At 70.2% G+C, this 20,367-nt stretch carries 17 protein-coding genes and 1 pseudogene; 8 read left to right on the forward strand and 10 right to left on the reverse strand.

The window, feature by feature from the left end; all coding sequences use genetic code 11:
* Positions 1–12 precede the first annotated feature (12 nt).
* Positions 13–4,878, reverse strand: coding sequence for an NAD-glutamate dehydrogenase (locus O2L52_RS04880; RefSeq protein WP_270114206.1), 4,866 nt, complete (start codon positions 4,876–4,878; stop codon positions 13–15).
* Between the two features lie 210 nt (positions 4,879–5,088).
* Here O2L52_RS04880 and O2L52_RS04885 point away from each other — a divergent pair, with 210 nt between their 5' ends.
* The 6 genes from O2L52_RS04885 (at position 5,089) to O2L52_RS04910 (ending at position 9,315) form a co-directional block, all read left to right on the forward strand.
* A complete protein-coding gene (locus tag O2L52_RS04885) occupies positions 5,089–5,700 on the forward strand; it encodes a DUF4178 domain-containing protein (RefSeq protein ID WP_270114207.1) in 612 nt (203 codons plus the stop codon).
* A gap of 67 nt (positions 5,701–5,767) precedes the next feature.
* A complete protein-coding gene (locus O2L52_RS04890) occupies positions 5,768–6,259 on the forward strand; it encodes a DUF2617 family protein (protein ID WP_270114208.1) in 492 nt (163 codons plus the stop codon).
* 57 nt (positions 6,260–6,316) lie between these two features.
* Positions 6,317–6,781, forward strand: a complete 465-nt coding sequence (locus tag O2L52_RS04895) for a DUF4247 domain-containing protein (protein ID WP_270114209.1) — start codon at positions 6,317–6,319, stop codon at positions 6,779–6,781.
* 36 nt (positions 6,782–6,817) lie between these two features.
* On the forward strand, positions 6,818–7,264 hold the full coding sequence (locus O2L52_RS04900; RefSeq protein ID WP_270114210.1) for a DUF350 domain-containing protein: 447 nt from the start codon (positions 6,818–6,820) through the stop codon (positions 7,262–7,264).
* Between the two features lie 42 nt (positions 7,265–7,306).
* Positions 7,307–8,854, forward strand: a complete 1,548-nt coding sequence (locus tag O2L52_RS04905; RefSeq protein ID WP_344472590.1) for a polyamine aminopropyltransferase — start codon at positions 7,307–7,309, stop codon at positions 8,852–8,854.
* Positions 8,855–8,904: 50 nt separating this feature from the next.
* Entirely contained in the window at positions 8,905–9,315 is a 411-nt protein-coding gene (locus tag O2L52_RS04910) for a hypothetical protein (protein WP_270114213.1), read from the forward strand.
* 66 nt (positions 9,316–9,381) lie between these two features.
* On the opposite strand, the gene O2L52_RS04915 is transcribed toward O2L52_RS04910, so the two are convergent.
* From O2L52_RS04915 to O2L52_RS04925, 3 genes are all read right to left on the reverse strand, one after another.
* Positions 9,382–10,845: a nitrilase-related carbon-nitrogen hydrolase gene (locus O2L52_RS04915; RefSeq protein ID WP_270114214.1), complete on the reverse strand. Its 1,464-nt coding sequence runs from the start codon at positions 10,843–10,845 to the stop codon at positions 9,382–9,384.
* Complete coding sequence (locus O2L52_RS04920; protein WP_270114215.1) at positions 10,829–11,404, reverse strand: TetR/AcrR family transcriptional regulator; 576 nt, start codon at positions 11,402–11,404, stop codon at positions 10,829–10,831. Before O2L52_RS04920 ends, O2L52_RS04915 begins: the two co-directional genes overlap by 17 nt.
* Positions 11,405–11,525: 121 nt before the next feature.
* A complete protein-coding gene (locus tag O2L52_RS04925) occupies positions 11,526–13,067 on the reverse strand; it encodes an MDR family MFS transporter (protein WP_344472593.1) in 1,542 nt (513 codons plus the stop codon).
* Between the two features lie 182 nt (positions 13,068–13,249).
* Here O2L52_RS04925 and O2L52_RS04930 point away from each other — a divergent pair, with 182 nt between their 5' ends.
* Positions 13,250–13,840, forward strand: a complete 591-nt coding sequence (locus tag O2L52_RS04930; protein WP_270114217.1) for a TetR/AcrR family transcriptional regulator — start codon at positions 13,250–13,252, stop codon at positions 13,838–13,840.
* 143 nt (positions 13,841–13,983) lie between these two features.
* On the opposite strand, the gene O2L52_RS04935 is transcribed toward O2L52_RS04930, so the two are convergent.
* From O2L52_RS04935 to O2L52_RS04960, 6 genes and pseudogenes are all read right to left on the reverse strand, one after another.
* Complete coding sequence (locus O2L52_RS04935; RefSeq protein ID WP_270114218.1) at positions 13,984–14,223, reverse strand: hypothetical protein; 240 nt, start codon at positions 14,221–14,223, stop codon at positions 13,984–13,986.
* A 269-nt stretch (positions 14,224–14,492) separates the two neighbouring features.
* Positions 14,493–15,407: an arginase family protein gene (locus O2L52_RS04940; protein WP_270114219.1), complete on the reverse strand. Its 915-nt coding sequence runs from the start codon at positions 15,405–15,407 to the stop codon at positions 14,493–14,495.
* Between the two features lie 145 nt (positions 15,408–15,552).
* Positions 15,553–16,431, reverse strand: a complete 879-nt coding sequence (locus O2L52_RS04945; protein WP_270114220.1) for a co-chaperone YbbN — start codon at positions 16,429–16,431, stop codon at positions 15,553–15,555.
* An 86-nt stretch (positions 16,432–16,517) separates the two neighbouring features.
* Complete coding sequence (gene rnhA, locus O2L52_RS04950; protein WP_270114221.1) at positions 16,518–16,982, reverse strand: ribonuclease HI; 465 nt, start codon at positions 16,980–16,982, stop codon at positions 16,518–16,520.
* 10 nt (positions 16,983–16,992) lie between these two features.
* A complete protein-coding gene (locus O2L52_RS04955) occupies positions 16,993–17,580 on the reverse strand; it encodes a TMEM165/GDT1 family protein (protein WP_270114222.1) in 588 nt (195 codons plus the stop codon).
* A 556-nt stretch (positions 17,581–18,136) separates the two neighbouring features.
* Positions 18,137–18,982, reverse strand: a pseudogene (locus tag O2L52_RS04960) (MFS transporter); the annotation flags it as partial.
* Positions 18,983–19,224: 242 nt separating this feature from the next.
* Between O2L52_RS04960 and O2L52_RS04965 the strand changes: the two are divergent.
* Complete coding sequence (locus O2L52_RS04965) at positions 19,225–20,358, forward strand: ROK family transcriptional regulator (RefSeq protein ID WP_270114223.1); 1,134 nt, start codon at positions 19,225–19,227, stop codon at positions 20,356–20,358.
* Positions 20,359–20,367 lie beyond the last annotated feature (9 nt).

Raw genomic sequence — 20,367 nt, forward strand, 5'->3', positions numbered from 1 at the left:
ACGCGGCCTCGTCTACTCCCCGCCGGTCTCGACCAGGCTCCTGATCTGGCGCAGCGACACCGACAGCACGGCGAGCTTCTCGTCCGAGCGGGAGGCCTCGGCCGTCGCCTCGTGGATCCGCTCGATCTCGGCGGCGTTCCGCTCGGCCCACGAGCCGACCGCCTCGGCCGGGTCCGTGCCAGGCTTCGCCCGCATCACGCTCGCGGTCAGGCCCGCCATCGCGCCGTACAGGTCGTACCGCAGCGCCGAGCGCGCGAGCGTCTGCCACCGGTTCGTGCGCGGCAGCGCCGAGATCTCGTTGAGGATCGCGTCGAGGTGCACCCGCGCAGCGATCCCGTAGTACACCTCCGCGGTCTGGTCCAGGTCCGTCTCGTTCAGGCGCGCGCACTCGACGACGTCGACCAGGCCGAACCCGAAGATCGGCGCCGAGGCGTCCCGCGCGATCTCCGCGGGCATCCCCTGCTCCTCCAGCTCGTCGCAGAACTCCTCGAACCCGACCGCCTCGGAGTCGTGGAGCAGCTCCGGCAGCCGCGGCTGCAGCACCGCGAGCCCCGGCCGCAGCCGCTCGGTCTCGGCCGCCACGTCCAGTGCCCCGCGCCGGTGCTGCACGAGCCAGCGCACGCCCCGGTCGAGGAGGCGGCGGATGACCAGCATCCCCGCGATCTGGGCGTCCTGCGGCACCTGGTTGTCGAGCGCTTCGATGCGCCGCCACAGGCCCGGCAGGCCGAACGCGTCGCGGATGATCACGTACGCCCGGACCACGTCCACGACGTCGGCGCCGGTCTCGTCGGCGATGCGGAAGAGGAAGGTCGTGCCCGCCCGGTTCACGGCCTCGCCGACGACCGCGGTCGCCACGATCTCGCGTCGCAGCGGGTGGTCGGCCATGAGGTCGGCGTACGGTTCGCGAAGCGGCGCAGGGAAGTACGAGCGGAGCACGGGCGCGGTCCACTCCTCGTCGGGCAGGCCGGAGTCGAGCACGGCCCGCTTCGCCCAGATCTTCACGTACGAGAGCAGCACGCAGAGTTCGGGTTCGGTCAGGGCCGTGCCGGTCGCGACCCGCTCCTTGAGCTGCTTGTCGCTGGGGAGCCCTTCGATCTCGCGGTCGAGGCCGACCGTCTTCTCCAGGTGCTTCATGAGTCTGATGTGGACGGGCAGGAGGCGGGCGCCGAGGCGTGTCGCGTTCGCCAGGGCCATGTTCTGGCCGTAGTTGTCGGCGAGGACGGCGTCGGCGACGTCGTCGGCCATGTCCATGAAGAGCTTGTTGCGGTGGTCGGGTTCGACGCGGCCGGCGAGTGCGGCGGAGCGGAGGAGGATCTTGATGTTGACTTCGTGGTCGGAGGTGTCGACGCCGGCGGAGTTGTCGATGAAGTCGGTGTTGCAGTGGCCGCCGGTGCCGTCGGGTCCGCCGGTCTGGGCGTATTCGATGCGGCCGAGCTGGGTGAAGCCGAGGTTGCCGCCTTCGCCGATGACGCGGCAGCGGAGCTGTTCGCCGTTGACGCGGACGGCGTCGTTGGCTTTGTCGCCGGCGTCGGCGTCGGTCTGCGCGGCGGATTTGACGTAGGTGCCGATGCCGCCGTTCCAGAGGAGGTCGACGGGGGCGGTGAGGATCGCGCGGATGAGTTCGGGCGGTGTCAGGTCTTTGACGTCGGCGTCGATGCCGAGTGCGGTGCGCACTTCCGGGGAGACGGGGATGGATTTCGCTGAGCGTTCCCAGACGCCGCCGCCGGCGGAGATGAGGGTGGGGTCGTAGTCGGCCCAGGTGGAGCGGGGCATGTCGAAGAGTCGGCGGCGCTCGGTGTAGGAGGCGGCGGCGACGGGGTTGGGGTCGATGAAGATGTGCATGTGGTTGAACGCGGCGACGAGGCGGATGTGCTCGGAGAGGAGCATGCCGTTGCCGAAGACGTCGCCGCCCATGTCGCCGATGCCGACGACGGTGAAGTCCTGCGCCTGGGTGTCGACGCCTTCCGCGCGGAAGTGGCGTTTCACGGATTCCCATGCGCCCCTTGCGGTGATGCCCATCTTCTTGTGGTCGTAGCCGACGGAGCCGCCGGAGGCGAAGGCGTCGCCGAGCCAGAACCCGTATTCGGCGGCGACGCCGTTGGCGATGTCGGAGAAGGTCGCGGTGCCTTTGTCGGCGGCGACGACGAGGTAGGGGTCGTCGCCGTCGTGGCGGACGACGTTGGGCGGGGGGACGACGGTGTTGTCGGCGTCGCGGTTGTCGGTGATGTCGAGGAGGGCGGAGATGAACTCGCGGTAGCGGGCGACGCCTTCGGCCTGGAGCGCGGCGCGGTCGGGGAACTCGGTGCGCTTGAGGACGAAGCCGCCTTTCGCGCCGACGGGGGTGATGACGGTGTTCTTGACTTCCTGGGCTTTGACGAGGCCGAGGATCTCGGTGCGGAAGTCCTCTTTGCGGTCGGACCAGCGCAGGCCGCCGCGGGCGACGCGTCCGTATCGCATGTGGACGCCTTCGAAGTGCGGGGAGTAGACGAACACTTCGAACATGGGTCGGGGTTTGGGGAGGAAGTCGAGGGCGCGGGCGTCGAATTTGAACGCGACGTACTCCTTGGGGCGGCCGGAGTCGGCGCGCTGGAAGTACGAGGTGCGGAGGGTGGAGCGGATGAGGGTGAGGAAGGCGCGGAGGATGCGGTCGGCGTCGAGGTTGGGGACGGCGGCGAGGCCTTCGGCGAGCGTGTCGTCGATGCGGGCGACGGCGGCGTCGCGGTCGGCTCCGACGCGGGGGTCGAAGCGGGCTTCGAAGAGCCGCACGAGGTTCGCGGCGATCTCGGGGTAGGTGCCGAGGGTGGCGGAGATGAACGCCTGGGAGAACACGAATCCGCACTGGCGGAGGTATTTGGCGAGGGCGCGGAGGACGACGACCTGCCGCCAGGTGAGGCCGGCGGCGATCACGAGCTCGTTGAAGCGGTCGGATTCGGCTTCGCCGATCCAGGCGGCGCGGAACGCGTTCTCGAAGCGGACGCGCAGTTGCGGCACCGATTCGGCGGCGCGGCCGGGGAGCTGGAGGCCGAAGTCGTGGAGGTGGATGGTGCCGTCGACGCGTTTGATGTGGTACGGGCGTTCTTCGGAGACTTTGACGCCGAGGTGGCGCAGGACGGGGAGGGCTTCGGAGAGGCCGACGGCCTGTTCGAAGGCGTAGATCTTGAAGTGGACGTCGTCGTCGCTGCCGCCGCGGCGGAACAGCTGGAGTTCCATCTCGCCGCTGTCGCGGAGGGTCTCGAGTTTCGCGATGTCCTTGGCGGCGTCGATCGGCGAGTGCTCGGCCTTGTAGGCGGGCGGGTAAGCGTGGGCGTAGGCCTTGGCGAGCATGCGGGCCTGCCCTTCGCCGATGTGGTGGTCGAGCTGGAGGGCGAGGTCGGCGTCCCAGGAGCGGGTGGCGTCGGCGAGTTCGGCCTGGATGGATTCGACGTCGACCGGGGGGTGGTCGGCGAACGGGTCGATGCGGACGACGAAGTGGAGGCGGGCGAGCACCGATTCGGTGACGCGGGCGTCGTAGTCGATCTGGGAGCCGTTGAGGCGGCGGCGCAGGATCTCCTCGATGCGCGTCCGGTTCTCGGTGTTGTAGCGGTCGCGCGGGAGGTAGACGAGGCAGGAGTAGAAGCGACCGTAGACGTCCCGGCGGGCGAACAGGCGCAGGCGGCGGCGCCCGGCGAGACGGAGGACGCCCATCGCGGTGGTGTACAGGTCGTCGGTGCGGGCCTGGAACAGCTCGTCGCGCGGGTAGGTCTCGAGGGCGGTGACGAGGTCCTTCCCGGAGTGGGAGGAGAGGGTCACGCCGGAGCGGGCGAGGACGTCCTGGACCTTGCGTTTCACGACGGGCAGTTCGGTGACGCTGGAGAGGTACGCGGCGGAGGTGAACAGGCCGAGGAACCGCAGTTCGCCGTCGGGGTTCCCGTCCGCGTCGAACGTCTTCACGCCGACGTAGTCCATGAAGGACGTGCGGTGGACGGTGGAGCGGGCGTTCGACTTCGTGATCACCAGGAGCCGCCGCGCGCCGATCTGCGCGCGCGCGTCGGTGTTGAACGAGGCGAGCGGGCGCGGCGCGGCCGGGGCCTTGCGCAGCAGGCCGAGGCCGGTCTCCCCCATCGGGGTGAGCGCCTCGTCGTCGCCTTCGCCGGTGAGCCGGTACTGCCGGAAGCCCAGGAACGTGAACTTGTCGTCGGCGAGCCAGCGCAGGAGTTCGACGGTGTCATCGATGTCTTTAGGAGGCACGGGGAGCGGTGTGGTGCCTTCGGCGCCGGTGGCGGCGCGGTCGAGGTCTTCGGCGATCTGGAGGGCCTTGGCGCGCATGGCCTGCCAGTCGGCGACGCACACGCCGACGTCGGAGAGGACTTCGAGGATGTCCGCTTCGAGTTCGGCGAGGAACGCGGCGTCGGCGACCCGCTGGGTCTCGATGTGCATCCAGGATTCGGCGCGCCCGTCCGCGGCGGGGGCCTCCTGGAGGTTGCCGTCGGCGTCGCGGCGGACGGGGACGATGGGGTGGACGAACACGGAGACGTCGACGCCGTGCTTGTTGAACAGGCCGGTGATGGAGTCGACGAGGAACGGGGAGTCGTCGCAGACGATGTCGACGCGGGTGGAGGAGGCGGCGTCGGGGCCTTCGGCGTCCTCGGGGCAGTCGAGTTCGAGGATGATCTGGCCGGGGGCGCGGACCTCGGCCATGCGGCGGTGGTGGGCGGTGGTCTCGAGGAGCTGGTGGGCGCTGCGGCCGACGAGGTCGTCGTCGGCCACGAGGCTCCAGTAGAGCTCGACCAGCCTCGCCAGGGATTCGTCGGGGCCGGCCAGTCGGGCGGCCTCCTGGAGCAGTTCCTCCCGGTCGGGGAGGGTCTCGCGGAACTCTTCGTCGCCGATGAACGCCAACACGTCTCGATCTCCAGTCCGAATCGACTCGGCCCACCTCGTCGTGGGCCGCCTACAGGCTAGATCCTATGGATCTGCGCCGGCATCGTAGGGTTCTCACGCGACACTGGTGTTACACCCGCGTTGCCGAACTGCGGTGCCACCGGCTTTGCCAACTTGGCGGTAGAGTGACGTCAAGGAACCATCCCGCACCCACTCTGTGAAGGCAACGCCATGGAAGCCGTCATCATCCTGCTGCTCATCGCCGCCGTCGTGTTCGGCGGCTGGTGGTTGTGGCGCAGGAACTCCCGCAAGAACGAGCCCGTCCCGCCGCGGCCCCCGGCCGACCCGTTCGCGGACGCCGACACCGACGTGCTGCGCGGCGACCCGCTGCGGCTCAAGGCCGCCGACCTGGTCGAGCTGTACGGCAAGACCCTCGCCGTGCGCGGCACCCTGCGCCTCTCGGAGGGCGACTACCAGTGGGCCGAGCACTTCCTCGACACCGGCACCGGTGTGCGGCGCTGGCTGTCGGTCGAGGCCGACCCGGACGTGGAGATGGTGCTGTGGGAGGAGGTCACCGACACCGACCTGCAGCCCGGCGCGCGTGAACTCAGTCACGAAGGCGTCTCGTTCAAGTCGGACGAGAAGGGCAAGGCGAGGTACGTGAGCGAGGCGACGACGGGCCTGGCCCCGGCCGGTACGCTGCGCTACCACGACTACGCGGGCCCCGAGGGCCAGAAGCTGTCGTTCGAGGCGTTCGGCGACGACGCCAAGTGGGAGGTGGCGAAGGGGCTTACCCTGGACCGCAACCAGGTCACGATCTACCACCAGAGCGACGAGGCCTGAGCCCCGTTCCCCCGCGATCCCCCGCTCGCCTTCCCCACTGGAGCACACGCTGATAGCGCATATCGAGGTGCCGTTCGTCGACGTCTCGGCGGCCTCGCTCACCTTCCGGCCCGACGCCCCGTCGATGCCGGTCCTCGACCTGCTCGAACGCGACGCCGGGCCGCTGCGGCTCTCGCTGCGGCTGCTCGGCGCGAGCCACCAGGCGGTCGTCGCGACCCCTGACGGGCTCCTCTCGGAGACCCTCGCGTACCGGTCCGACTTCGGGCCGGACCTGCCCGAGGCGTTCAGCCAGCGGGTCGGCTCGTGGCGGCACCGCTACGAGTGCAAGGTCGAGAAGCTCACGGTTCCCGAACTGCGGCAGCGGGTCCGGGCCCTGCGCGACCGCGCCTTGCTGCGCACCGGCGAACCGGACCTGCTCGTGGGCGTGTTCGGGGAGGACCTGGACGCGCTCACGGCCCTGGAGGTCACCGGGACGGCGCCGCTCTCATGGCGGACCGTCCACACCTACCCGCAGTACGGCGAAGTCGTGACCACCCAGAGCATGGTCGTACCGACGTAGTCGCCGTGCGCCCGTAAGCTGAACCGACTCCCCGACAGGACGACCCGAGGACCACCGATGAGCAATCCGCACCCGCCCCCTCCGCCGCCCGCCACCCGCGGCCTCAACTGGAAGCACTGGACGGCGATCATCGTCGTCATCGCCCTGTGCTGCGGCGGGGTCTTCCTGATGAACTCGAACTTCTCGAACCCGACGAACACGATCCGCGACCACTACACGCGGGCCGCGAACCTCGACGAGGGCGGCGGCAGGGCGTACACGTCGCCCAACTCCCCCGCGACCGTGGCCGACCAGATCGACGACGACGCCGAGGCGCGCTCGGAGCGGTCCTCCGGCGGCACGTACTACCTGCAGTACTCCAAGCACATCGTGGCCGTCTCGCCCTACAACGGCGGCTCGAAGATCCTGCTGCACGACTACCGCAGCGGCTACAACCACTACTCCTCCGTGTTCATCCTGTGGGGATGGTCGTCCTCACCCCCCTCGCCGTTCCGCGGCGGCGGCCCCGGCTCCGGCAAGTAGCGCGAACCCAACCCAGACAAGGAAAGGCAATCCAACATGCTCGCACAGGTTGAAAGTCAACTGGGAGGGTTCGGGGGCGACGTCGTCGGCGCACTCGCCTACAGCGTCATCGGCATCGTGCTGATGGTGCTCGGGTTCTTCATCGTCGACTGGCTCACCCCCGGCAAGCTCGGCGAACTGATCTGGACCCAGCGCAACCGCAACGCCGCACTCCTGCTCTCCTCCAACCTGGTCGGCGTCGGGCTCATCGTCGTCGGCGCGATCTGGGCCTCTGAGGGGAACCTGATCGGGGGCATCATCTCGACGTTCGTGTTCGGCGTGATCGGCCTCGGCGCGATGGCCGTCGCGTTCCTCATCCTCGACGTGATCACCCCCGGGAAGCTCGGCGCGCTCGTCGTCGACGAGGAACCGCACCCGGCCGTGTGGGTCAGCTCGGCGATGCACCTCGCCCTCGGCGGGGTCATCGCCATGGCGCTCTCGTAATGCCGGTGCGTCTTGACCGCTGAGGCCGCCCCTCGAACCGTGATGCCGGCGCGCCGGGTTCGCCTGGCGCGCTTCGGTCTGCTCGCCACCGCCTTCGCGGTCTCGGCGTGCGGGCTCGTGTACGAACTGGCGCTCATCACCCTGGGCGCCTACCTGGTCGGGAACACCGCGAAGCAGGCGTCGATCGTCCTGGCCGTCATGGTGTTCGCGATGGGGCTCGGCGCGCTGGCGGCGAAGCCGCTGCGCCGCTGGCCCGCGCTGGCGTTCGCCGCGGTCGAGCTCGCCCTCGCGCTGCTGGGCGGCTTCAGCGTCATGCTGCTGTACGCGGCGTTCTCCTGGACCGACCTGTACAGCCTGCCGCTCGTGCTCGTGGCGGCCGCGATCGGGCTCCTGATCGGCGCGGAGATCCCGCTGCTCATGGAGCTCCTGCAGCGCATCCGGGAGCAGGCCGCGGGCGCGGCCGTCGCGGACCTCAACGCCGCGGACTACCTGGGCGGGCTCATCGGCGGCCTGGCGTTCCCGTTCATCCTGCTGCCGTTCTTCGGGCAGATCCAGGGCGCGCTCCTCGTCGGCGCCGTCAACGCGGTCGCCGGGGTCCTGCTGGTGTGGATCCTGTTCCGCCACGACCTCGCGAAGGCCGCGAAGCAGCTGCTCACCGTCGTCGCGGCGCTCACGGCGGTGCTCCTGGTGGCCGCGTTCGCGTACACCGGGAAGTTCGAGACCGCGGCCCGGCAGGCCCTGTACGCGGCCCCGATCGTCTACAGCGAGGACAGCCAGTACCAGCAGATCGTCATGACCGAGGCCGCCTCGCCGTTCGGCGAGCAGGACCTGCGGCTCTACCTCAACGGCGACCTGCAGTTCTCCTCAGTGGACGAATACCGGTACCATGAGGCGCTCGTCCACCCGGCCATGAACGGCCCCCACGAGAACGTCCTGGTCCTCGGCGGCGGCGACGGCCTCGCCGTGCGCGAGATCCTCCGCTACCCCGACGTCGCCACGGTGACCCTGGTCGACCTCGACGGGGCCGTCACCGACCTCGCCCGCGAGTTCGACGACCTGGTGGCGCTCAACGAGAACGCCATGAACGACCCCAAGGTCGAGGTCGTCAACGCGGACGCGTTCACCTGGCTGCGCGAGCAACACGGCACCTGGGACACGATCATCGTCGACATGCCCGACCCCGACGCGACCGAGACCGCGAAGCTCTACTCCGTCGAGTTCTACGGCCTCGCCACCGACCACCTCGCCGAGGCCGGCCGGATGGTCGTCCAGGCCGGCTCCCCGTACTTCGCGCCGAAGACGTTCTGGACCATCGCCTCGACCCTCGAGGCGGCCGGCCACGCGCCCGCCCCGTACTGGGTGTCCGTGCCCAGCTTCGGCGACTGGGGCTACATGCTCGTCCAGGCCGGCGGCGACGTTCCCGACCTCGGCCTCGACACGTCGATCGGCCCGTTCCAGTCCCTCACGCCCGAACTCATCGAAGCCGCGCAGGTGTTCCCGCCCGACCGCGACCGCATGGACATGGAGCCCTCCACGCTCATGCGCCCGGTGATCCTCGACCGGGTCGAATCCGAGTGGAACAACTACTGAGGTAGCCTGGCGGCCTTGCCCCTGCCCTTACTCCCAGCACAGGAAACAACATGTCGCAACAACCGAACCCCTACCTCCTCACCGTCCGGCTCGGCACCGCCCAGCGGGTCCTCCTCATCGTCCTCGGCGGCCTGCTGACCCTCCTCGCCGTGTTCGCCCTCACGCTGGGCGGGTTCAGCATCTACCTCATCCTGGGCCCGCTGTTCCTGCTCATGGGCATCCTCTCGACCACGAACCCGTACCTCCGCTTCGACACCGCCACCGGCGAGCTGGGCCTCTACTCGCCGCTCGGCTTCAAGTCGCGCACCTACGGCGCCCCCAAGGGCGAGAGCATCTACTACCAGGCGGCCACCGGCAAGATCATGCGCGCGCTGCCGAACGGCACCCACCGCAAGGTGAGCACCTTCGGCGTCGACCGCAACGAACTCGCCCGCGTCATCGCCGCCCTCCCCCAGGGCTGAACTACCGCATAGAACGAAAGGCCCGAGCGTCAGCGCTCGGGCCTTTCGTCAACTGCCGGCAGGGGTTCACGCAGCGGCGAGCTCCACCTCCGGCCGATCGCGCTCGCGCTCGGGCCTGCGCTTGGGGAAGGCGGCGGCGACGCCCGCCAGGAGGATCAGCAGCACGGGGAACAGGAACCAGTTCCCCAACCGCCCGTAGACGGTCGCCACATGACCGGTCGGGACATCGGCGATCGCGAGCCGCTCGTCCTCCGCGAGGACCTCGCCGGAGGCGTCGCTGACGGTCATCAGGCCGATCTGCCCCGCCCGCACGAGCGAGAACCCCTGCTCCACACCGCGGGTGACGGCGACACGGCTGTGCCACCATCCGTCCACAGTGAAGTCGAGCGCCGGAGCCAGCACCAGACCGGCGCCCGCGTCCCCATACTCGCTGATCGTCCCGGCGTGGTCGAGGTCCTTGCAGATCGTCAACGCCCACCGCTCGCCGGCGACGAACGTCGGCCCCGCGTCGGACGCGGTCATCCAATCCTCCAGGCCCGGGATGAGGTGCTGCTTGTGGTACTCGGCCGGCCCCGCACCGTCGGCGGGGAGCCACACGGCCGCGTTGACCGTGCCCGCGCCTTGGTCGATCGCCAGACCGAGCACCAGGTCGATCCCGGACTCGACGGCCAGTGCCGACCAGCGGTCGAGATAAGGGCCGGCCTCCTCGGCGGTGACGTGGAAGATCTTCTCGGACAGGACGAGCACGTCGATGTCGTCACCGTCCCCGAGGCGGGTGATCTCGGCCCGGTAGTCGGCGAACAGGCGCTCGCCCTTGTCGGTGTCGGTGCGGATCGAGTCCTCGTCGGTGGGGAGTGCGAGGGCCGCGGCGCGGATCGTCTCGCCCTGGTCGACGGGCCTGGCGAGTCCGAAGGCGAGGGTCGCGGCGAGACAGGCGGCCGCGGTGGCGGCGATGCCGATGCGGCCCCGGCGTTCCGCGCCGGGGGCGAGCATCGCCGCGGCCGCGGTCGGGACGGCGGTGAGGAGGAACGTCAGGCCCCAGACCCCGGTGACCGACACGAGTTGCAGGACCGCGGGGTGGTCGGCCTGGGTGTAGGCGAAACTCCACCATTCGCCGCCGGCTTCGGCGTTGATGACCGAGCCGAGGTATTCGACGGCGACGACTCCGGCGGGCATGGCGAGGAACGCGAACCAGTGGCGTCCGCGCCGGACGAGGCCCCGGTAGAGGAGGGTGACGGCGGTGTAGAGCCCGGTGAAGACGAGCGCGGAGACGATGACGAACGCCGGGGGCATCTCGAGGGAGGCCGCGAGGTAGGCCCAGATGCGGGAGGTGCCGCCGAGCCAGGCGAGTTCGGCGGCGAGGAGGGCGGTCCAGAAGCCGACGCGCGGGACGACGAGCAGCAGGGGCACGGGCGCGATCCACATGAGCCAGGAGACGGGGTCGAGGGCGAATCCGAAGGCGTACAGGAGGGCGGTCGCGGCGGCGGCGCCGAGCGCCCAGGGCAGGGGTCGGTCAAGCGAGGATGCCATTGAGGAGCCTTTCGAGGGAGTCGTGGCACAGGTCGCGGAATCCCTTGTCGTCCAGGGCGATGCGGCCGCCCTGGTAAAGGGCGGCGAGGCCGTAGAGGTTGGCGGTGAGGGTGAGGCCGACTTTCCAGGAGTCGGCGCTTTCGAGGGTCCCGTCGGCGATGCCGGTGTCGATGATGGCAGTGAGGAGGCCGAACAAGCGGGAGCGTCCGACGCTGAAGTCGCCGGGGAAGACGCGGGCGCCTTCGCGGGGCTCGATGAACATGAACGCGAACTGGCGGGGGTGGTCGAGGGCGAGGTCGACGAGGTCGTCGACGGCGCCGTGGAGGGCTTCGACGGTGTCGGCGGGGACCGTCTTCCGGCTGAGGCGGTCGTGGACGTCGGTGAACATGTCGTCGGCGACGCGTTTGAGGAGCGCTTCGCGGTTGGGGAAGTGGCGGTAGACGGCCATGGGCGAGAGGCCGAGGGCGTCGCCGATCTTGCGCATGCTGACCGCGGCGCTGCCGCCTTCGGTGACCAGTTCCTTGGCCACGTCGGCGATGCGGTCGGAAGTCGAACTCATGTTTACACCATACACATGCGCGTGTACGCCGTAAACAACGGCAGCGTGCGTTCACGCGATCAAGGGGAACAAGCGAAACGGGCCCGAGCGCTGCTGCGCTCGGGCCCGGTCCTGTCTGGAACTACTTCGCGCCGAGGACGGTCTCCTCGCCGACGACGATCTCCTCCATGAGGTCCACCGTCTCCCGCAGCTTCACGGGCGTGAGGAACAGGGCCGCGATGAACCCGACCGCCGCGATGCAGGCCGAGATCAGGAACAGGTGCCCCGTCGCGTCCCCGTACGAGGCGCGGACGATCTCCGCGACCGGCTCGGGCATCGCGTCCAGGTCCAGCGTCGACCCGCCGAGGCTCCCGCTCGCGTCGATGCCCAGGGCCGCGAGGCCCGAGGCGATCTTGTCGGCGACCTGGTTGGCCAGGACCGCGCCCAGGACCGAGACGCCGATCGTGCCGCCCAGGGACCGGAAGAACGCGATCGCGCCCGAGGCCGCCCCGAGCTCGCGCAGCGGCACCGAGTTCTGGACCACCAGCACGAGGTTCTGCATGGCCATGCCGACACCGGTGCCCACCAGGAACATGCCCACGCCCATGAACACCAGGGAGGTCGTGTGGTCGATCGTCGCCAGCATCGCGAAACCGCCGGTCAGGACCAGCGCGCCGGTCACGATGTACGGCTTGACCTTCCCGGAGTTGGACACCATCCGCCCCGCCACCGCGGAGGAGACCATCACGCCGCACATCATCGGGATCGTCAGCAGGCCGGCCTCGGTCGGCGAGAAGCCGCGGGCGATCTGGAAGTACTGGCCGAGGAAGACCGCGCCGCCGAACATGGCCATGCCCACCGCGAGACTGGCGACGACCGCGAGCGCGGGGTCGCGGCGCTTGATGACGTGCAGCGGCACGACCGGTTCCTTGACCTTGGTCTCCACGACGGTGGCCCCGCCGAGCAGCACGACCGAACCGGCGACCATGAGCCCGGTCTGCCAGGAGATCCAGTCGAAGTCGTTGCCCACGAAGGTGACCCAGAGCAGCAGCAGGCTGACGCCCGCGGCGATGAGGGTCGCGCCGAGGTAGTCGATCTTGGTGTCGGGCTTCTTGGTCTCGGTCAGGTGCAGGGTCCGCTGGAGCATCAGGAACGCGATGACCGTGATCGGGACGGCCAGGAAGAAGCACCACTGCCAGCCGAGCCAGTCGGTGTCGGTGATCGCGCCGCCGAGCAGCGGACCGCCCACCGTCGACACGGCCATGACCGCGCCGAGGTAGCCGTTGTACCGGCCGCGCTCCTTCGGGCTGACCATCGCGCCGATGATCACCTGCACGAGCACCTGCAGCGCGCCCATGCCGAGGCCCTGGACCGCGCGCAGGGCGATGAGCTGCCCGGTGTTCTCCACGAGCCCGCACGCGAGCGAGGCCAGCGCGAAGATGACGATGGCGATCTGGAGCAGGCGCTTCTTGTCGAACAGGTCGGCGAGCTTGCCCCAGATGGGCGTCGAGGCGGTGCTGGCCAGGAGTGTCGCGGTGACGACCCAGGTGTACTGGGACTGCGTGCCCTCGAGGTCGCCGACGATCTGCGGGAGCGCGACGGAGACGACAGTGGACGAGACCATCGCGGCGAACAGGACCATGAGCAGGCCGGACAGGGCCCGCATGATCTCGCGGTGGGTCATCGGCGCGGGAGCGGCGGTTGCGGCGGTCAAGAGACGGCCTCCTAGGGTGTTACTGGAGGAGGGCCGGGGGGTCGTTGGGGCCCGGCGGCCGGAGACAGGAAGACGCACTGTAGTGAACGCTGCGTCTCTTACATAACGCTAGCATTTAGTGAACGCATCGTTCACTACTGAAGGGATGGCCGGTGACCGATTCCACAGCGAGCCGCAGACGCGGCGACGACCTCGAACGCGCGATCTTCGAGGCCGCACTGGAGGAGTTGGCCGAGGTCGGGTACGCCAACCTCCGCATGGAGGCCATCGCCGCCCGCGCCAAAGCCGGCAAAGCGTCCCTCTACAAGCGCTGGCCCGACCGCGCGCACCTCATCAGGGCGGCGGCCCGGCACAAAGCGACCGAGGTCGACACCCCGTTCGAACCCAGCGGCGACGTCAGGGCCGACATGGAGCGGGTCATGCGCCGCATCACCGAGAACCAGGGCGGCCCCGCCGGGGAGGCGCTGCGCGGCTGGGTCGGCGAACTGCGCGCCTCGAGCGAGGAGGCCGAGGAGATCCGCGACGCGATCGAGCAGCCCCGCATCCGGGTCTTCGCCAAGATCTTCGAGATCGGCATCGCGAACGGCACCGTCCGGCCCGAAGCCCTCCACCCCCGCATCGTGAACCTGGCCCCCAGCCTGCTCACCCAGCACTTCCTCATGAAGGGCCGCCCGGCCACCGAAGCGGTCATCGGCGAGATCCTCGACCAGATCGTGATGCCCCTGATCACCGCCGGCCGATAAGCCGCGAACACGCCGGAGGATCGGTCCACGGAAGTGATCTGCATCGCTTACGTCGAATTTACGTGAACCGGATTGTCGGGCCCCTTCCGCACAGTTGATCCATGTTCGACGCAACACAACCAGAAATCGCATACCTCGTCGGCCTACTCCAGGCCGACGGCTCGCACCACGGATACCTCGACGGCAAAGGCAAGGTCACGCTTGAACTCGTTGGCCGAGTACTTCTGCGGCGTAATAAAGGAGGTCTGCGGAGTCGACCGCACCGCCAGGCCGAACACCAGGGACGGCGTCTCGAACATCCTGGTCCTCAACATAGCCGCGGCGAAGTTGGCCGCATGGGCCTGGTACTCGCCCGGTGCCATCGGCATCGACAGGAAACTCAAATCGGCGACCCAGGTCGCCGCCTGGGCTCCCGATCCGACGAAGGTCGGCCGCTACGGCGTCGCTCGGAAACGCTGGACACCGGAAGAGGACCAGATCGTCCGGGTCCACTCGATCGCGGAGGCAGCGAAACTCCTTGGTCGCACCGAGCAGAGCGTCAACCTGCGGCGGTGGCGACTGCGCAACGCAGCAAGTGAGTCCGGAACTCGGTCCGGTCCAATGAGTCGCGGCATATCCAGTGGGTACGAAGGCATCCCGGCCCAAGGTGTCCCTATTGGAGGGCTTCGACCAGTAGATCCGTGAGGGCCTTCGCGTACTTGCCATCCGGGTCGTAGTCGGGGTCGAAGACGGTGAGGTCCATGCCGGCGCAGCGGTCGTCGGCGGCGCAGGTGGTGATGATCTGGCTCAGCTCCCCGAGCGAAATGCCGCCGGGGGCCGGGCCGTCCACCGCGGGCATCACCGAAGGGTCGAGGACGTCGGTGTCGACATGGAGCCAGAACGTCGCCACGTCGCCGAGCGAGTCCAGCGCCCACTCCGCGGAGCGGCCGACGCCGTTGGCGCGCAGCGCGGGCACGGTGCGCATCGCGACGCCGGAGGCCTCGAGCTCGACCCGGTGCGGATCGTCGGCGCGCAGGCCGAGCACCACGAGGTGGTCGGTGTCGACATACGGGCGGAGCCCGCCGATGTCGGTGAGGTCGGGCTGGCCGCGGCCGGTGGCGAGGGCCAGTTCCTCGGCCGCCGCCGCGCCCACGTACTGCGAGTTCCCGGGGTGGCGGAAGTCAGAGTGCGCGTCGATGAAGACCAGGCCGCGCCCCTGGCGGTCGCGTTCGGTGCGCCGGCGGGCCGCCAGCGCGGGGCCGAGGAGGATCGAGCAGTCGCCGCCGAGGACGAGCGGGAAGCGCCGTTCCTGCCAGAGCCGCTCGACGCGGTCGGCGAGGCGCCGCGTGTACTCGGCGATGGCCTTGGCCTGGCCGACGCCGTCGCCGGGGCGCCAGGCGGAGGCGTCGAAGCGCGGCGGGGTGAGGCAGCCGGCGTCGACGGCGTTGAGGCGGGAGAGGAGGCGGTGGTCGCGAAGCGCCCCCGGTGCTTTCGCGCAGCCGGGGACGGTGCTGGGGGTGGGTGGGCGCAGTCCGAGGTTGGAGGGCGCGTCGAGGACCGCGATGCGTCTCGATCGAGTCGCTGGCAACGCTCACCTCCCACAAGGCACCGGCCTCGCTAGCTTGTCACAGCGGACCGCCCGGCACCAGCTCCGGCGGTCCACCGAACGGCCGAACCTCCGCGCCACGAGGTGGCGCGGAGGTTCGGGTCGCCTTGCGGCGTCGGTCGCTGGTCTAGAACAGGACGGAGCTGAGTTTGCGGCGGGCCTTCGCAACGGCCGGGTCGTCGACGCCGGCGACGGTGAACAGCTCGACGAGGCGCTTGCGCAGGCGCTCGCGGTCGTCGCCGAAGTTCTTGGCGACGAGCGCGATGAGCCGCTCGTAGGCGGCCTCGGCCTGGCCGGAGAGGAGCTGGAGGTCGGCGGCGGCGAGGGCCGCGTCGATGTTGTCGGGGTCGGCGTCGCTGATGGCGACGGCGTTGTCGGGCAGGGCGCCGACGCGCCGCAGCATCCGCACCTGCGCGAGCCCGGCTTCGGCCTCGCCGGACGCCGGGTGGTTCTTGAGGTACTTGTCGTAGGCGGCCTCGGCGGCGTCGAGCTGGCCTTCGACCATGAGGTTCTCGGCGTTGGCGAGCTCGGGGTCGACCGGCTGGGGCACGTCGAGGCCGGCGGCCTGGGTGACGCGGCCGATCCACTGGCGCAGGCCCTGCTCGGACTGCGGGCCCTGGAGGAGGTCGAGCGGGCGTCCTTGCGCGAGGGCGACGACGGCGGGCAGGGACTGGAGCTGGAGGGCGGCGGCGAGCTGCTGGTTCTGCAGGACGTCGGCCTTCGCGAGCACCCATGCGCCGCCGGCCTCGGCGGCGAGCCGCTGCAGGACGTCGCGCACTTGGAGGCTCTCGGGCACCTGGTCGGCCCAGAAGGCGACGATGACCAGCGCGTCGAGCGAGCGCTCGAGGACTTCGGTCTGGACGGTCGCGTCGGTGACGTCGATCGCGAGGACGCCGCTGCCGGGGAGGCCGCCCTGCTGCGCCTGCGCGGCCTGCTGCTGTGCGGCGGCCGCGAGGGTGCTGAGGTCGACGCCTCCGGAGAATCGTGACGGTACCTGGTCGCTCATAGTGGTGATTGTTCCATTCTCATCGTGGCTGGGGAGCGGGGGCCGGGCGCGGTGTGGGACGCGGCGCGGCGGGAATAAGGCGGGGATCAGCGGCGTCCGGCGGCCTCGTCGCGGCCTTTGCAGGCGAGCCGGTCGGCGCGCTCGTTGCCGGGGTCGCCCGCGTGGCCCTTGACCCAGCGCCAGTCGACGGTGTGGCGGGCGGCGGCCTCGTCGAGGCGGCGCCACAGGTCGGCGTTCTTGACCGGTTCCTTCTTGGAGTTGATCCAGCCGTTGCGCTTCCAGCCGTTCATCCAGGTCATGATGCCGTTGCGGACGTACGAGGAGTCGGTGTAGAGGACGACGTCCATGGGGCGCTTGAGGGTCTCGAGCGCCTGGATCGCGGCCATGAGTTCCATGCGGTTGTTGGTGGTGGCCTTGTCGGAGCCGTACAGCTCCTTCTCGTGCTCGCCCCACTTGTAGTACACGCCCCAGCCCCCGGGCCCGGGGTTGCCGGAGCACGCCCCGTCGGTGTAGATGACGGCGGTGTCCACGTTCACGTCCGTTTTCGGCATGAACGCCAGCTTAGTCGGCGAGCGCGGTGACGGCCTCGATGGCCAGCAGGACGCCGATCACGAGGAACAGTCCGGAGGAGACGTACCGGACGACCTTCTCGGGGATGCGCTTGGCGATCCAGGCGCCGGCGAACACGGCGAGGAGGTCGGCGGCGAGCATGCCGGCGGTGCCGCCGGCCCAGACGCCCCAGGGGTTGTAGCTGGAGCCCATGCCCATGGCGATGAGCATGGTCTTGTCGCCGAACTCGGCGAGGAACATGGCGGTGACGATGGTGAGGAGGCCGGAGCGGCGCTCCTTGATGGGGCCGTCGTCCTCGTCGTCGTCCTGCTCGGGCTTGAGGCCCCAGAGGCCGAAGCCGATGAACATGACGGCCGCTGCGAGGCGGATCCAGTCGGTGGGGAGGAGGTTGCCGACGGCGGCGCCGACGCCCACGGAGAGGCCGATGAGGGCGCCGATGGCGATCACGAGGCCGAGGATGACGGTCCGCATCCGGTACTTGGTGGCGAACGTGAGGGCCATGAGCTGGCTCTTGTCGCCCATCTCGCCGAGGAAGACGGCGCCGAAGGCGATGCCTGCGGCGATGAAGAGTGCGTCCATTGCGGGTGATCCTCCCAGTGTTCACGCCGGGAGGAGGGCAGTCGCGGACCTCGACCCGGCCGTACGGCCTTGGTCGAAGGTCTCGCTCGCCTCGGAGTCCGAGGCCGTGCGGCCGGGTCCGGTCTCGGCGAGCCGAGGGAGGACCAGTATGTCGACCGCAGCGTTGGGAGCTACTCCCCTTCTGCGCTGGCAAGTGTACGCGCGGACCCGTCGCGGCGGCGACGGGTCCGGGGCGTGACGTGCGCCGCGCCGGTAAGGCAGCGGCGGTGGAGGCGGTCGCCTTGTCGGCGTTCGGTTCCGGGGCCCGGTCTTTGAAGAGGCGGCGGAGGGTGAGGGGCCCGGCGAAGGCCGCGAACGCGGCGAGGACGGTGGGGACGAGGAGCCCGGTCGTGATGGTGGTGGCCTCGGCGATGTACCCGATCGCGGCGGGGCCGATGAGGAGCCCGGCGGAGCCGGACATGGAGATGAGCGCGACGTTGGAGGGCGTGCCGCCGGCTTGCCCGATGGCGCTGAAGAGGACGGGGACGATGATGGCGATGCCGCTGCCGGCGAGGAGCCACCCGGCCCAGGCGAGGGGCAGGCCGCCGGAGGTGTCGGCGAGGAGGACGAGGACGTACCCGGCGAAGGCGACGGTGCCGGCCCACAGGAGGGTCCGGCCGGGGCCGAGTTTCGCGCGGATGGGGTCGCCGAAGAGCCGGAAGACGGTCATGGCGACGGCGAAGACGGTGTACGAGAGGGGCGCGAGCGCGGCGTCGGCGCCGAGTGCGTTGGCGGCGTGGAGGTTCGCCCAGTCGATCGCACCGGACTCGATGAGGTGCCCGCCGAGGCCGAGGACGAACAGCGCGGCGAGGAGCAGCGCGCCGATGCGGCGGACGGGGGCTCCGCTGCTGCCGCCGGAGTTGTCTCGACCCGGTGGCGGCAGCAGCGGACGTGTGAAGGCGGCCATGGCGACCGCGCTGGCGAGGGCGACGGCGACGAGGACGCCTTCGCCGCCGAAGCCGATGCCGAGGGCGAGGGCCGTGACGGCGCCGGCGAGGGCGCTGCCGAGGCTCCAGAGGCCGTGGAACGCGGAGATGATGGGGCGCCCGTAGCGCTGCTCGAGCTCGACCGAGTGGGCGTTGATGCCGACCTCGATGAAGCCGACGCCGATGCCGTAGAGCGCGGCGGCGGCGAGGAGCGTCGTGTAGTTCGGGGCGAGGGCGGGCGCGATGAGCACCAGCTGGGTGGCCGGGGCGGTCCACAGGAGCAGCTTGCGGCTGGTCACGCGGTCGGCGATGCGGCCGGCGACGACCATTGAGCCGAGGCCGACGAGCTGGATGAGCAGGAGCGCGGTGCCGAGTTTCGCTTCGCCGAGGTCGAGCCGGGCGTCGATGCCGGGCAGCGAGGCGGCCCAGGCGCCCATGACGAATCCGGAGGTGGCGAAGGCGCCGTACAGCCCGATGCGGGCGCGGCGGAGGACGAGGTCCGGGGTGTTCGTTGCGGTGGGCACAGCCGTTGGGGTCCTTGCGGTCTCGGAGGAGACGGGCCCGGTGGCGGCCCGCCCATTTTTGTTCCTGACACGAACATAACAAGGCTCCGGCGGCCCGTCAAGGATTATGTTCGAGCCGGGCACAAAAATTTCGATGCGGCTGGCATAATCCCTGCATGCCCCAGACGATGACCAGCGCCGACCTCCGGATCCGCAACCAGGTCCGGCTGCTGCGCGCCGTCCACGACGCCGCCGCGCCGTTCACCAGGGCCGAGGCCGCCCGGCTGCTCGGCATCGGCCGCAATACCGCCGCCGCCCTCGTCGGCGAACTGGAGCAGGCCCGGCTCCTCCACGAGGTCCCGGCCGCGGCAGGCGGTCGCGGGCGGCCCACGACGCTGCTCGTGCCGCATCCCGAAGGGCCCCAGGTGTTCGCGGTCGACTTCCGGGAGGACACCTGGACGCTCGCCGCCGAGCTCGAGACGGGCGAGCACGACCGCACGCCTGCGGTGTTCACCGAGATCCGCGCGGCCGTCGCGCGGCACGAGACGCCGCGGCTGGCGATGCTCGGCTTCGCGACCTCCGGTCCGATCCGGGACGGCCACCGGCTCCACATCTCGCACCTCGGCTGGGACGAGGTCGAGCTGGACTCGGTGCTCGGCGCGGGCTGGCCGCCCGCGGTGATCGACAACGACGCGCGCCTCGCGGGCCTTGCCGAATCCCGGCGGGGCGCTCTGCGGGGCATGGGCACCGCGATGCACTTCCATATCGACTTCGACATCGGCGGCACGCTGCTGCTCGCCGGGGACGCGCAGCGCGGGGGGCACAACATCGCCGGCGAGTTCGGGCACATGCCGCTCACCGGGTCCACTCTGGAGTGCATGTGCGGGGTGCGCGGGTGCTGGAGCCTGGACGTCGGGGCCAACGCGCTCGTGCGGCGCTTCGGGAAGCAGCCGGGTTACGGCACGGGACGCGAACTGGCGCAGGCGATCCTGCGCCGCGCCGAGGACGGCGAGCCGGAGGCGGTGGCGGCGCTGGACGACAACGCGGCGGCGCTCGGCAAGGGGATCGGGGCGCTCGCGAACGCGCTCGACCCGGAGGCGGTCAGCCTCTCAGGGCTCGGCGTGGACCTGATCCGGTTGCGGCGCGGGCGCATCGAGGAGGCCTGCCGCGAGCAGCTGATGGCGTTCCGCCGCGACGAACCTCCGCAGATCATGCCCGGCACGGTCGGCGCGGCGGGGCCTTTGACGGGCGCTGCCGAGATCGCCTGGGACGCCGTTCTCGACCCCGTCTGGGTGAAAGATCGGCTGTAGCGGGCTCGT

The sequence above is a fragment of the Glycomyces algeriensis genome (genome assembly GCF_027622855.1).
GTDB lineage: Bacteria > Actinomycetota > Actinomycetes > Mycobacteriales > Micromonosporaceae > Glycomyces > Glycomyces algeriensis.

Bases quoted from the DNA above. Each gene is read 5' to 3' on its own strand.
- O2L52_RS04885 (WP_270114207.1), top strand. From the start codon at position 5,089: ATGGAAGCCGTCATCATCCTGCTGCTCATCGCCGCCGTCGTGTTCGGC.
- O2L52_RS04900 (WP_270114210.1), top strand. From the start codon at position 6,818: ATGCTCGCACAGGTTGAAAGTCAACTGGGAGGGTTCGGGGGCGACGTC.
- O2L52_RS04915 (WP_270114214.1), bottom strand. From the start codon at position 10,845: ATGGCATCCTCGCTTGACCGACCCCTGCCCTGGGCGCTCGGCGCCGCC.
- O2L52_RS04905 (WP_344472590.1), top strand. From the start codon at position 7,307: ATGCCGGCGCGCCGGGTTCGCCTGGCGCGCTTCGGTCTGCTCGCCACC.
- O2L52_RS04965 (WP_270114223.1), top strand. From the start codon at position 19,225: ATGCCCCAGACGATGACCAGCGCCGACCTCCGGATCCGCAACCAGGTC.
- O2L52_RS04925 (WP_344472593.1), bottom strand. From the start codon at position 13,067: ATGACCCACCGCGAGATCATGCGGGCCCTGTCCGGCCTGCTCATGGTC.
- rnhA (WP_270114221.1), bottom strand. From the start codon at position 16,982: ATGCCGAAAACGGACGTGAACGTGGACACCGCCGTCATCTACACCGAC.
- O2L52_RS04895 (WP_270114209.1), top strand. From the start codon at position 6,317: ATGAGCAATCCGCACCCGCCCCCTCCGCCGCCCGCCACCCGCGGCCTC.
- O2L52_RS04955 (WP_270114222.1), bottom strand. From the start codon at position 17,580: ATGGACGCACTCTTCATCGCCGCAGGCATCGCCTTCGGCGCCGTCTTC.
- O2L52_RS04945 (WP_270114220.1), bottom strand. From the start codon at position 16,431: ATGAGCGACCAGGTACCGTCACGATTCTCCGGAGGCGTCGACCTCAGC.
- O2L52_RS04910 (WP_270114213.1), top strand. From the start codon at position 8,905: ATGTCGCAACAACCGAACCCCTACCTCCTCACCGTCCGGCTCGGCACC.
- O2L52_RS04920 (WP_270114215.1), bottom strand. From the start codon at position 11,404: ATGAGTTCGACTTCCGACCGCATCGCCGACGTGGCCAAGGAACTGGTC.